Here is a 13080-nt window from a genome sequence, read left to right as displayed (position 1 = left end):
GTGTTGCTGGTAAAAAATCCCGCCTTTTTTGGCGGGATTTTTTTTGTGGGGTGTGTGGTGGGGCATGGAGGTGCATGTCTTGAGTTGTATGGTGTTCTTGAGATCGAGCGCCGCCCGCGCGGCGCTTCGCGGCCGCAGGCCGCTCCTACTGTTTGTTTCGGGCCAGTTTTGTCAGTGGCATCTCCCGGGACCGCTTTGTTCTTTCGCTGCAGATTTGGGTGGATGCCAACAAGGCGGTCCCGGGAGATATCACTGACAAAACTGGCCCGAAACAAACGGTAGGAGCGGCCTGCGGCCGCGAAGCGCCGCGCGGGCGGCGCGCGATCTCATGGGCACCGCAACACTCATGCCTGGCACCTGCACACCCAAAAACCCATGCCTGGCCTTAAGGACCTCAAATCTGCGCAGCAGGCGCCCCAATCAACCGCCCCATCGCCCCATGCAGCCCCAACTCCTTCAACACCTCCAACTCCCCAGCCGTCTCCACCATCTCCGCAATCAACGGCATATCAATGCTGTTGGTCGCTCGGTAGATGGCTTCAATGAACAAGCGCTTGTCGCTCTGCTGGTCGATGGCGCGGATGTAGCTGCCGTCGATTTTCAGGTACGCCAGGCCCAGGTGGGTGAAGTTGCCGATCTGGCTGAAGCGGCCACCAAAATGCTGCAGGCCAAAGCGATAGCCGGTGTCGCGGATAGTCTGGCTTAGGGCTTGTAGCTGATCAGCCGGCGGCAGGTGGTGCTCGTCGGCTTCAAGGGTCAGTAAATGCGCCTGGCCGGGGCTGGCTTTCAGCAGCTCCAGGATCGGCCCCAGGTATTCCTCGCGGCGCAGGGTGGTGCCCGACAGGCTCAGGGCCAGTGGGTGAGGGTGTTCCTGCAGGTATTCCAGGGTGTGTTCCAGCATCGCCAGGTCAAAGCGCGCCGACCAGCCCAGGCGTTCGATCCAGGGCAGGAAGTGCGCGGCCGCCACGGCTTCCCCGGCCGGGTCCAGCAGGCGGGCCAGCACTTTGTGGTGCAGGATCTGCCCAGGCTCGGCACACGGCACCACCGGCTGGAAATACAGCTTGAGCTTGCGCTGTTCCAGGGCTTCGTCGATCCAGGTGCGCCACTGCGCCGGGTTCTGGATGGGCGCGCCGTTGAAATGCGCCAGCACCGCCCAGGGTTGCTGCGGATGGTTCTGCGCCTCGGTCAGCGCCTGGTCCAGGTGCATGTACACCGTGTTCAGCGCCTCGCCCGGCTTGTAGGCGGCCACGCCGATATGCGCCACCGGCGACTGGTCGCTGGCGCCGGTCAGGTAGAAGTTCTGCAACTGGGTAGTGAGGTCTTCCGCCAGGCGTTCAGCGTCCTCGGCACTGAGCGCAGGCGCCAGCAGGCTGAACTCACCACCCCGGTTGCGGGCCGCGATCCAGCGACTGCGGCGTGGGTGCTGCAGCAGTTGGCCCAGAACGGTGCCGATTTCGGCGATCAGGGCGTCGGTGCGCTGGCCACCCAGGCGCTGGTTCAAGCCAGCCAGGTCATGGACCCGCACCATCAACACAAAGCCTTCGCTGTTCTGCTCGGTCACCATCAGCTGGTTGGTGAGTTTGGTGTCGAACAGGCGGCGGTTGGCCAGGCCGGTCAGGCTGTCCTGGTAGGATTCCTCGCGCAGTTTTTCGCTGCGTGCAGCTTCTTCGGCAAACAGCGCCTTGAGCTTTTCCACCATCTGGTTCATCGCCAGCACCACCCGGCGCAGTTCCGGGGTGCGCGGGATGCGCGGCAGGGTCAGGAACTCGCGCTGGCTGATGGCATTGGCCTGGTTAACCATGCTGTCCAGCGGCTGCAGTTGCTTGCGCAGCAGCCAGCCCCCGAACACGGCGCTCAGCAGACCGCACAGGGCCAGCCACGCCAGGCTGCCGATGGCGGTTTCCCACAGTTTGGCCAGGGCGAACTGCGGGTTGCTCAGCACCTCGACGCGCGCGGCCTGCTCCCAGCCGCGCATCACCAGCGCATCGCCGCCCTGGGGTTGCAGGTTGACCATGCGCACGAACCAGCCCGGCACCTCGCCGCTGCCAGGTTCGGCGGCACGTTCAACCAGGGTGCTGTTGTCCGCCAGGTTGACCACGCGGATGTTGGAGAAGTAGCCACTGTCGAAAATCGACGACACCATCAGCTCGACCATGGCCGGGTCGTCCACATGGGGCGCCAGCGACAGCCCCAGCGCCGTGGCCGCGTCCTGGCCATGGGAGCGCAGTTGGCTGAGCAGTTGCTCGCGGGAATTTTCCAGGCCCACGAAAAAACTGCCGCTGAAGGCCACCACCAGGAACAGGCAGATCGCCAGGAACAGTTGCTTGAGTAATGACATCGGGCACTCCTATCCGTCGCCAATGGCAAAGCCTTCGGCTTTCATTTTTTGCAACACGTCCTGCCACCGCGACAACTTCTTGCTGTCACTGGTGCGGGCTTTGGCCGAGGCGCCGGGCATGTACACGCCCTCGGCATTGAAGGCATACACCGGCAGCAGGTCCTTGCGCTGGGACGCGGGCCGGATATCGGGTTTGAGGTTGTCCAGCACCAGCGGGTCGGCGCGATCGGTGGCGTAATAGGTGAGTACCATGTGCGCCTGGTTCAACTCCAGGGCCTTGACGTAGGTAATGCGCAATTTGTCGGCCGACACGCCCAGGCGGCGCAGGCTGAAGTACTTGGCGATGGCGTAGTCCTCGCAGTCCCCGGCACCTTTCCACAAGGCCTCCAGGGGCGTGGCCCAGTAATCTTCCACCTGCCACACGCTCATGTCGTCCCTGAATGCCATCTGCCGGTTGAAGAAGGCGTTGACGATGGCCAGCTTTTCCAGCTCTGGCTTGTCCTCGCTGCTTTGCAGCATTTTGCCCCAGGCTTCCAGGCGCTCGCGCGCCGAGCCCAGCCCGCCGTAGTGCTGGTCAGCCTTGTTGATGATTTGCGCGAAGTCCCACTCGGGCCAGTTGTCGCCCGCCACAGTCAATGACAGGCACAGCACCATCCAGCCACAGCAACGCCACAGCCGGGGCGAAAGCCATCCATGTCGACGCGGGCGGTGGGGCATGCCAAAGGCACTCTGGGGTCAGTCGACAGAGTTTAGGAGATGGCGAACGGACAGCACAGGGGAGGGGGATATATATTTTTGTACAGATACACCTGTAGCCGCTGCCGCCAGGCTGCGCTGGCCCTTGCGTACGCTGGAGATTTCCAGTGAGGCACAGGGCCAGCGCAGCATGGCGGCAGCGGCTACATGGGCTTGAATCAGTGGTGGCGCGGCTTGAGGATGGCCGGCTTCTCGTCCGGTGCGTTGCACAGCAGATACAGCGCGGTCAGCGCCTCGGGGATCTGCACGATCATGTCGTCCTGCAGGTTGGCGTCGGCAGCGATGTCGGCAAACTCCGGTTGTTCGTCGAACAGGCCCGAACCCACCATGATCGGCAGCAGCATTTCGCTGACTTCGTCCTCGGCGGTCTCGAACCAGGCCGCTTCACGCATGAACACGCCTTCCATGAAGCCGATGCACCAGCCGCGCAGCTCGGAATCGTCCGGCTCTTCGCCCAGGTCCAGGTCGCATGGCAGCTCGAATTCCTCGTCGCTGGCCAGCTGGCGGGCGATGTGCGCCTTGAGGGCCACCAGGGTGCCTTCGATCTCTTCGCGCTGGGCGGCATCAGTGTAATGCGGCTCTTCGGCGAACAGGGCGTCGATCCACTCGCGCTCCGGGACTTCCTCGGAACAGATCGACAGGGCGGTCAGATAGCCGTGAGCGGCCACGTAGTCCAGCGCTTCCTCGTGCAGCTCATCGGCGTCGAGGAAGGCTTGCAGGCGGTTCAGTTGCTCAGCGAAGGACATTAAAAGGCTACCTTGAAGAATTTACGATAGTGAATTCTAGGCCTTGTTAGGCCCCCCGCGCCACCCAAGCCTGAAAAACATGGCCTTATCAGTGGTGCCCTGCGCAGGCGAGCGCTCGGGTATAATGCGCCGCTTTGGCCGTTTCACGCCCTGAAGGGTTGCCCTGTGTAAAGGGCGCTTACGCATTTTTGCGTGAAACGCGCGCGATTTTCATCCAGCCTGTGGGCCTGGATGGTTCTGCGATTTTTGGAGTTCTTATGCTCGAACAGGCTCAACGCGTCCTTAAGGACATCTTCGGCTACGACAGTTTTCGGGGTCGCCAGGGTGCCATTATCGAACGCGTGGCCAGCGGTGGCGATGCCCTGGTACTGATGCCCACCGGTGGCGGCAAGTCCTTGTGCTTCCAGGTGCCGGCGCTGCTGCGCCCGGGCCTGGCGGTGGTGGTGTCGCCGCTGATCGCGCTGATGGACGACCAGGTGGCCACCCTTGAAGAGCTGGGCGTGGCCGCCGCCTCGCTGAACTCCACCCTCAGCGCCGAGCAGCAGCGTGAGCTGGCCGGGCGCCTGCGCCGCGGCGAGGTGAAAATGCTCTACCTGGCGCCCGAGCGCCTGGTGCAGCCGCGCATGCTGGATTTCCTGCGCACGCTGGACATCTCGCTGTTCGCCATCGACGAAGCCCACTGTGTGTCGCAATGGGGCCATGACTTCCGTCCCGAATACCTGCAACTGGGGCAACTGGCCGAGCAGTTCCCCCACGTGCCGCGCATCGCCCTGACGGCCACGGCCGACAAGCGCACCCGCGAGGAGATCGTCAACCGCCTGCACCTGCAGGACGCCGAGCGTTTCCTGTCCAGCTTCGACCGGCCGAACATCTTCTACCGCATCGTGCCCAAGGAAAACCCGCGCAAGCAGCTCATGACCTTCCTGGCCGAGCGCCGCGGCAACGCCGGCATCGTCTATTGCCTGTCGCGCAAAAAGGTCGATGAAACCGCCGCCTTCCTGTGCGAGCAAGGCTTCCCGGCGCTGTCCTACCACGCCGGCCTGCCGTCGGACGTGCGTGCCGCCAACCAGAAGCGCTTCCTCAACGAGGAAGGCCTGATCATGGTCGCCACCATCGCCTTCGGCATGGGCATCGACAAGCCCAACGTGCGCTACGTGGCCCACATGGACCTGCCCAAGTCGCTGGAAGCCTACTACCAGGAAACCGGCCGGGGTGGCCGTGACGGCCTGCCCGCCGACGCCTGGATGGCCTACGGCCTGCAGGACGTGCTGATGCTCAAGCAGATGCTGCAAAGCTCCGAAGGCGACGAGCGGCACAAACGCATCGAGCAGCACAAGCTCGACGCCATGCTGGCCCTGTGCGAAGAAACCCGCTGCCGCCGCCAGTCCTTGTTGGCTTACTTCGACGAAGAGCTGCCCAACCCCTGCGGGCACTGCGACAACTGCGTCGACGGCGTGCAAACCTGGGACGCCACCGAGCCGGCCCGCCAGGCCCTGTCGGCCATCTTCCGCACCGGCCAGCGCTACGGCGTGGGCCACCTGGTGGACGTGCTGCTGGGCAAGGACACCGAAAAGGTGCGCAATTTCGGCCACGAGAAACTCTCGGTGTTCGGCGTGGGCAAGGCCCGTACCGAGCACGAATGGCGCTCGCTGTTCCGACAATTGGTGGCGCGTGGCCTGGCCGACATCGACTTGGAAGGCTACGGCGGCCTGCGCCTGAGCGACACCTGCCGGCCGTTATTGCGCGGCGAAGTCACCCTGGAACTGCGCCTGGAGCCAAAACCGGCCAAGGGCAGCACCCCGCGCAGCAGCTCCGGCAGCCCCGCCAGCCAACTGGTGCGTGGTGAAGAGCGCGAACAGTGGGAAGCCCTGCGCACCCTGCGTCGCAAGCTGGCCGAGGAACACAGCGTGCCGCCGTACGTCATCTTCCCCGACTCCACCTTGCTGGAAATGCTGCGCAGCCAGCCCGCCAGCATGGCCGACATGGGCCGTGTCAGCGGCGTGGGCGCGCGCAAGCTGGAGCGCTACGGCGAGGCCTTCCTGGCCGTGCTCAATGGTGGCGAGGAACAGGCGCCACGGGCGGTGGCCGACGTGCGTCACGAATTGATCAGCCTGGCACGCGCCGGCATGACGCCGTTGCAAATCGCCGGCCAGTTGCAGTGCAGCGAGAAGAATGTCTATTCGATGCTGGCCGAGGCCATCGGCCAGCAGCAATTGTCCCTGGAACAGGCCCTGGACCTGCCGGAAGAGTTGATGGGTGAAGTGCAGGACGCGTTCCTGGACGGCGAGGGTGAACTGCCGCCGGTCAGTGAAGTCGCGGGCCTGTTCGCCGGCCGTGTGCCGGAAGGTGTGTTGTACTGTGTCAGGGCTGCCTTGCAGTCCGAGTTTGAAATGTGAGCGGTGTGAAGCTGACATTTGTTTATGACGTCATACAAAAACGTTCCGGCATGAGTATTGCCTCTTGGTGAGGGTCATGATTAGCTCACTAACAATTAGTTTTGTCTTTTAACCATGAGTCGCTTATGCCGTTGACCGATCAACACCGTTTCGGAATGCAACTGGCCCAGATGTCCCGGGGCTGGCGTGCTGAACTGGATCGCCGCCTGGCCGGCCTGGGCCTGTCCCAGGCGCGCTGGCTGGTGCTGCTGCACCTGGCCCGGTTCGAGGAAACCCCCACCCAGCGCGAGCTGGCGCAAAGCGTGGGCGTGGAAGGGCCGACCCTGGCGCGTTTGCTCGACAGCCTGGAAACCCAGGGTCTGGTGCAGCGCCAGGCGGTGCTGGAAGACCGTCGCGCGAAAAAGATCGTGTTGTGCGAACCGGCCTTGCCGCTGATCGAACAGATCGAAACCATTGCCAACGCCTTGCGTGCCGAGTTGTTCGTGGGCGTGGACGAAGAAGAAATGCGCACGTGCATGCGCGTGCATCGCCAGATTCTGGACAACCTCGAGAAGAAATCCTGAGCGCGCAGGTGCCCGGTACTTTGAGAAACGCGGGTTCGCAGTCTATAACCAGAAAGACAGGAAGCAGGTTCCTCAAGGGATTCTCATGCTAGAGCGTTCACGGGCCATGTTCGGGGCCTTTTCCACATCGACCACCACGTGTCTGCTGGTTGCCTGCCTGACCGCCTTTGCCGGCCAGGCGCAGGCCCTGGGCCTGGGTGACATCACCCTGCATTCCTCGCTGGGCCAGCCGCTCAACGCCGATATCGCTTTGGTGGATGCCCAGGGGCTGGCCGCCGCCGACCTGTCGGTGAGCCTGGCCACCGCCGAGGAGTTCGCGCGCGCCGGGGTGGATCGGGCGTTTTTCCTCAACGACCTGCGCTTTACGCCGGTGCTTACGGGGCCGAACAAGTTCATCCACGTGACCAGCAGCAAGGCAGTCACCGAGCCGTATCTGGACTTCCTGGTGCAGCTCAACCGCCCCAGCGGGCAGCTGCTGCGTGAATTCACCGTGCTGATCGATCCGCCGGGTGCCGTCAGCCTGCCGCCAGCGCCCAAGTTCGACGATGCGCCGGTCAGCAGCATCGCCAGTGCCGCCAGCACGGCCGCAACCCCTGTGCCAGCCCCCCGTGCCGCTGCACCCCGCGCGCCAGAGGCCCTGCCGCCCGCTACCCAGAACAAGCGCCTGGAGGTGCAGAAGGGCGACACCCTGTGGAGCATCAGCAAGCGCCTGCAGGCCGCCGGCACCACCACGCCACCCAACACCCTGTCCCGCGAACTGCGGGCGCTGAACCCGGGCAAGCTCAAGGCCGGCCAAAGCCTGTTGCTGCCTGACAGCGCCGTGCTGCCGAGCGCCGCGCCTGCCCCGTCGCCTGCCCAGGTGGCCAGCGCGGCGCCGCCTGCCGTGGCGCCGATCACCGATGCGCCAACTGCCCCGCTGCCCACGACGGACGACCTGGCCCTGCACAAGGACGTCGACGAGCTCAACGGCAAGCTGTTGGCCCTGCAAGCGCAGATGGACAGCAAGGACCAGCAACTGCTGCAGTTGCAGCAGCAACTGGCCCAGGCCCGCACGGCCGGCAAGCCGGCCGCACCGGCAGCCCCTGTTGCCCCTGCAGTGCCCGTGACCCCTGTGGTCGATGACAGCAGCGATATACCGTGGCTGCCGATCCTGGGCGTGGTACTGATCCTGCTGTTGCTGGGCGGGCTGGTCTACAACCGCCGCCGTCAGGCAGAGGCCCTGGTGGCGGCCGAGCCGCCGTTGGCGGTCGATGACGACGTGCTGATCAAACCGGCACAAACCGGCCTTGCACCGGCGCTCGAACTGGCCGGGGAAGAGTCGGGCAGTGCCTCGCCGCGTCGCGACAGTGGCCCGGCCACCGACGCCATGGACGGTGCCAGCATTTACATCGCCTACGGTCGTTTCAACGAAGCCTGCGCCATCCTGCGCGAAGGGCTGCAGAAAGAACCCCAGCGCACCGACCTGCGGTTGCGCCTGCTGGAAGTGCTGGGCCAGCAGGGCGATGTGGCCGGCTTTGCCGAGGAAGAGCGCGCCTTGCTGGCGCAGGATTTCAGCGCCGAGAAAATCGACGCCATTCGCGGTCATTACCCCAAACTGCAGCCCGTACCAGCGCCCGCGCCCGCGCCAGTTGCCGCGCCGGCTGCGGCCGTGGTGGTACCGGCGGCGGTGGCTGCGGTAGCCGCCGTGGCGCCGGCCATTGTCGACAAACCGGCAGCGGTGGACGAGCCGATGGACGACTTCCAGCTCAACCTCGACGACCTGTCCATGGACGCTGACTGGGACCTGGTGAGCCCCTTCGACCCGGCCCCGGCGCGCAAAGGCAGCGAAACACCTGCCGAGGCCGCCGAACCGGTAGATGTGGAGTTCGCCAGCAACCTCAAGGAATTTCCCGACGTGTTCGAGATGCCCGACGAGCAATTCCTCAGCGACTTCGCCGAGGAAGAGTCGCCGGTGGCCGATGACGGCCTGGACGACGCCTTCCTGGACAATTTCGTGGCCGGCGCCGACTTGCCCGAGCTGGATTCGCTGACCGTGGACTTCGACAATCAGGACAGTGCCGAGGAATCGGCGCAGAAGCTGGAGCAGGCGCAAAGCTGCATCGACGAGGGCGACCTGAGCAGTGCCTCAGACCTGCTGCATGAACTGCTGCGCGAAGGCGACGAGGCCTACAAACAGGCCGCCCGCCACATGCTGTCGAAAATCGCGTGAGCCAGCCCATGACCGACACCCCGCGCCCACACGTGGTCATCACCTACTGCACCCAGTGCCAGTGGCTGCTGCGCGCGGCCTGGCTGGCCCAGGAACTGCTCAGCACCTTCGCCGACGACCTGGGCCGCGTCAGCCTGGAACCCGGCACGGGCGGGGTGTTTCGCATCACCTGCGACAACGTGCAGATCTGGGAGCGCAAGGCCGACGGCGGTTTCCCGGAGGCCAAGGTGCTGAAGCAGCGGGTGAGGGATTGCATCGATCCGCAGCGGGATCTGGGGCATAACGATCGCTGAGACTGCGGTGGCTGCTTCCCGAGCTTCGCCCGGTCCCACAGGTCAGGGCCTGCGCACGCTCTAACCTGTGGGACCGGGCGAAGCTCGGGAAAAGGCCACCCCCTCTAAAGCCAAACAGCATCCCACAACACATAATCCCCCGCCCGCTTCACCAACCCCGCCCTTATGGGATTGGCAATCACGTACCGCGCAAGGTGCTTCAGGTTTTCTTCCCTGCGCACAGCCCGGTCATGAAACCCCTTCTGCCACAGGCTTCCAGACCTGCCCAGCGCGGCATTGACCGCCAAAGCCGAACGCGCTTTGACCCGGCAGACCATTTCTGAAAGGTTTCCGCTTACCAGTTCGACCAGCCAGTGGAGATGATCAGGCATCAGGACCCAGGTGATGCTGCGTACGTGACCTCGCTGTTCTTCCAGCATCATTTCACGCACCACTAGCCGCCCGGTGGGCCAGTGGGCAAAGGCGGGTTCCCGCCGGACTGTGCGGGTGGTGATCAGGTAGATGCGGCCGGGTTCTGAAACCCGGCCGATGCGTAGGCGGTTTTCCTGGAAGATTGGCATTCCCTTGCCCTGTCCTGGTGGGGAAGGAATACCTTACCTCGCGTAGCGTTCGTAGGGGCTTTGGATGGTTTTCGGGGTGTGTCTGGCCGCTTCCCGAGCTTCGCCCGGTCCCACAGGTGAGGGCAGGCGCGCACGCCGCCCCTGTGGGACCGGGCGAAGCTCGGGAAACAGCCACCACAGAACCTACTTCTGCCCCACCAACGTATCCACCGCCGGCACCCGCGTTTCGCTCTCCATCTGCGCATCATGCTCCAGCTGATGACTGAACCGCTCCAGCGACCCATGCGCCGGCTTGGCATCACTGGCGAACACCGGTGGGCTGAGGATGTAGGCGGTCAAGATCCGCCCCAACGCCTGCAAGCTGTCGATGTGCGTACGCTCATAGCCATGGGTCGCATCACAACCAAATGCCAACAGCGCCGTGCGGATGTCATGCCCTGCCGTCACCGCCGAATGCGCATCGCTGAAGTAGTAGCGGAACAGGTCGCGGCGCACGGGCAAGTCATTGTCCTGGGCCAGTTTCAGCAGGTGTCGCGACAGGTGGTAGTCATAGGGCCCGCTGGAATCCTGCATGGCCACGCTGACTGCGTGCTCGCTGCTGTGCTGGCCGGGGGCAACGGGGGCGATGTCGATGCCGACGAATTCACTCACGTCCCAAGGCAGCGCGCCGGCCGCGCCGGAGCCGGTTTCTTCGGTGATGGTGAACAGCGGGTGGCAGTCGATGGGCGGTTGCTGGCCGCTTTCCACGATTGCCTTGAGGCTGGCCAGCAGGGCGGCGACGCCGGCCTTGTCGTCCAGGTGGCGGGCGCTGATGTGGCCGCTGTCGGTGAATTCGGGCAGCGGGTCGAAGGCCACGAAGTCGCCAATGTTGACGCCCAGGCTTTCACAGTCGGCGCGGGTGGTGCTGTAGGCGTCCAGGCGCAGTTCCACGTGGTCCCAGCTGACGGGCAGTTGGTCGACGGCGGTGTTGAAGGCGTGCCCGGAGGCCATCAGCGGCAACACGCTGCCGCGGATCACGCCGTTGTCGGTAAACACGCTGACGCGGCTGCCCTCGGCGAAGCGGCTGGACCAGCAGCCCACGGGCGCCAGCGACAGGCGGCCGTTGTCCTGCACGGCGCGCACGCTGGCGCCGATGGTGTCCAGGTGCGCCGACACGGCGCGGTCGGGCGAGCTTTGGCGGCCCTTGAGTGTGGCGCGGATGGTGCCGCGGCGGGTCAGCTCGAAGGGGATGCCCAGCTCTTCCAGGCGCTCGGCCACGTAGCGCACGATGGTGTCGGTGAAGCCGGTGGGGCTGGGGATGGCGAGCATCTCCAGCAGGACTTTTTGCAGGTATTGAGTGTCGGGTTCGGGGATCTTGATGCTCATGGCAACTCCTGTAGCCGCTGCCGCCAGGCTGCGCTGGCCCTTGTGTGCGCTGCTGATGTGCAGTGGGGCACAGGGCCAGCGCAGCCTGCGGCAGCGGCTACGTTAGGTCAGGTGAGGACCTGGCAATGGGGGAACAGCAAGTCGATGAACTTGCGCGCGGTGGGGCGTGGCTCGTGGTTGGCCAGGCCCACGCGTTCGTTGGCTTCGATGAACACGTACTCCGGCTGATCGGCGGCCGGCACCAGCAGGTCCAGGCCAACGACCGGAATGTTCAAGGCCCGTGCCGCCGTGACGGCGGCTTCGGCCAGGGTCGGATGCAGGATGTCGGTGACGTCCTCCAGATGCCCACCGGTGTGCAGGTTGGCAGCGCGGCGCACGGCCAGCACCTGGCTTGCCGGCAGCACGGTGTCGTAATCCACGCCGGCGGCGTGCAGGGTGCGTTGGGTTTCGTGGTCCAGCGGGATGCGGCTTTCGCCCTGGGTAGCGGCCTGGCGTCGACGGCTCTGGGCTTCGATCAGGGCGCCGATGCTGTGCTTGCCGTCGCCGACAACCTGCGCCGGACGGCGAATGGCGGCGGCCACGACTTCGAAGCCGATCACCACGATGCGCAGGTCGGCGCCCTCATGAAAACTCTCCAGCAGCACCCGGCTGTCGAACCGATGGGCGTGCTCGATGGCCTGCTGCACATCGTCAAGGTTGTCCAGGTCCACGGCGACGCCCTGGCCCTGTTCGCCGTCTACCGGCTTGACCACGATGCGCCGGTGCTGCTGCAAAAAGTCCTCGTTGTCATCGGCGCTGCCGGCCAGTTGCTGGGCCGGCAGCTTCAGGCCGGCGGCGCTGAGCACCTTGTGGGTCAGGCTCTTGTCCTGGCACAGGTTCATGCTGATGGCGCTGGTGAGGTCGCACAGCGATTCGCGGCAGCGGATGCGCCGGCCGCGGTGGATCAGGGTGAACAGGCCGGCGTCGGCATCGTCGATCTGCACCTCGATGCCGCGGCTCAGGGCCTCGTCGACGATGATGCGAGCATACGGGTTGAGCTCGGCCTGCGGCCCAGGGCCCAGGAACAGCGTCTGGTTGATGCCGTTCTTGCGCTTGATGGCGAAGGTGGGCAGCGTGCGGAAATCCAGCTTGGCGTAGAGGTTCTTGGCCAGGCGGTTGTCGTGCAGCACCGACAGATCCAGGTAGCTGAGGCCGCGGCTCATGAAGTGCTCGATCAGGTGGCGCACCAGCACCTCACCCACGCCGGGGCGGGTGCAGCGCGGGTCCACGGCCAGGCACCACAGGCTGCTGCCATTCTCGGGGTCGTGAAAGGCCTTCTGGTGGTTCAGGCCCATGACGCTGCCGATCACCTGGCCGCTGTCCTCGTCCTCGGCCAGCCAGTACACCGGGCCGCCCTGGTGGCGCGGGGTCAGGCGGGTGGGGTCGATGGGCAGCATGCGGCGCTTGAGGTACAGCTGGTTGATGGCGTCCCAGTCGGCTTCGCTTTGCGCACGACGGATGCGGAAGCCGCGAAACACCCGCTGCGCCGGGCGGTAGTCAGTGAACCACAGGCGCAGGGTGTCGGAGGGGTCCAGGAACAACTGATGCGGCGCCTGTGCCAGCACTTGCTGCGGCGCGGCCACGTACAGGGCAATGTCGCGTTCGCCCTGTTGTTCGTTCACCAGCTCGGCGGCCAGGCTGGCGGGGTCGGGGAAGGTGTGGCCGATCAGCAGGCGCCCCCAGCCGCAATGCACGGCGTGAGGATGCTGGTCGGGCACGCTGCCGTCCTCGGCAAAGCGTGCCTGCAGGCGCTCGTAGGTCGGCGACTGGCCGCGCAGCAGGCGTTGGTTGTAGGCCGTGGCGTGGGGTTTCATC

The 13080-nt window shown here is 65.1% G+C and carries 10 protein-coding genes; 4 read left to right on the top strand and 6 right to left on the bottom strand.

Going from position 1 to position 13080, the window contains the following annotated elements; genetic code table 11:
• Positions 1-394: 394 nt before the first annotated feature.
• The 3 genes from lapD to ACZ9GA_RS21115 form a co-directional block, all read right to left on the bottom strand.
• On the bottom strand, positions 395-2338 hold the full coding sequence (gene lapD, locus ACZ9GA_RS21125) for a cyclic di-GMP receptor LapD (RefSeq protein WP_457360907.1): 1944 nt from the start codon (positions 2336-2338) through the stop codon (positions 395-397).
• A 9-nt stretch (positions 2339-2347) separates the two neighbouring features.
• Positions 2348-3055 (bottom strand): cysteine protease LapG, encoded by a 708-nt coding sequence (gene lapG, locus ACZ9GA_RS21120; RefSeq protein ID WP_457360908.1) that lies wholly within the window; start codon positions 3053-3055, stop codon positions 2348-2350.
• A 197-nt stretch (positions 3056-3252) separates the two neighbouring features.
• Positions 3253-3840: a UPF0149 family protein gene (locus ACZ9GA_RS21115; protein WP_027977321.1), complete on the bottom strand. Its 588-nt coding sequence runs from the start codon at positions 3838-3840 to the stop codon at positions 3253-3255.
• Positions 3841-4097: 257 nt separating this feature from the next.
• Between ACZ9GA_RS21115 and recQ the strand changes: the two genes are divergently transcribed.
• The 4 genes from recQ (at position 4098) to ACZ9GA_RS21095 (ending at position 9301) form a co-directional block, all read left to right on the top strand.
• Positions 4098-6236 carry a DNA helicase RecQ gene (gene recQ, locus ACZ9GA_RS21110; RefSeq protein ID WP_457360909.1) on the top strand — a complete coding sequence of 713 codons (2139 nt, stop codon included), beginning with the start codon at positions 4098-4100 and terminating at the stop codon, positions 6234-6236.
• A gap of 125 nt (positions 6237-6361) precedes the next feature.
• Complete coding sequence (locus tag ACZ9GA_RS21105) at positions 6362-6799, top strand: MarR family transcriptional regulator (protein ID WP_455921300.1); 438 nt, start codon at positions 6362-6364, stop codon at positions 6797-6799.
• An 85-nt stretch (positions 6800-6884) separates the two neighbouring features.
• A complete protein-coding gene (locus tag ACZ9GA_RS21100; protein ID WP_457360910.1) occupies positions 6885-9008 on the top strand; it encodes a FimV/HubP family polar landmark protein in 2124 nt (707 codons plus the stop codon).
• An 8-nt stretch (positions 9009-9016) separates the two neighbouring features.
• A complete protein-coding gene (locus tag ACZ9GA_RS21095) occupies positions 9017-9301 on the top strand; it encodes an Rdx family protein (RefSeq protein WP_457360911.1) in 285 nt (94 codons plus the stop codon).
• A gap of 104 nt (positions 9302-9405) precedes the next feature.
• Here the strand turns inward: ACZ9GA_RS21095 and ACZ9GA_RS21090 are convergent, their stop codons facing one another.
• The 3 genes from ACZ9GA_RS21090 to ngg form a co-directional block, all read right to left on the bottom strand.
• Positions 9406-9861: an REP-associated tyrosine transposase gene (locus ACZ9GA_RS21090; protein ID WP_457360912.1), complete on the bottom strand. Its 456-nt coding sequence runs from the start codon at positions 9859-9861 to the stop codon at positions 9406-9408.
• Between the two features lie 183 nt (positions 9862-10044).
• Entirely contained in the window at positions 10045-11226 is a 1182-nt protein-coding gene (locus ACZ9GA_RS21085; RefSeq protein WP_457360913.1) for an osmoprotectant NAGGN system M42 family peptidase, read from the bottom strand.
• 107 nt (positions 11227-11333) lie between these two features.
• Positions 11334-13079, bottom strand: coding sequence for an N-acetylglutaminylglutamine synthetase (gene ngg / locus ACZ9GA_RS21080; protein WP_457360914.1), 1746 nt, complete (start codon positions 13077-13079; stop codon positions 11334-11336).
• Between the last annotated feature and the right edge of the window lies 1 nt (position 13080).

This window comes from Pseudomonas sp. TE3644 (assembly GCF_056278815.1).
The sequence above is the reverse complement of the archived record's forward strand: the minus strand, read 5'-3'. Positions and strand labels throughout refer to the sequence as shown.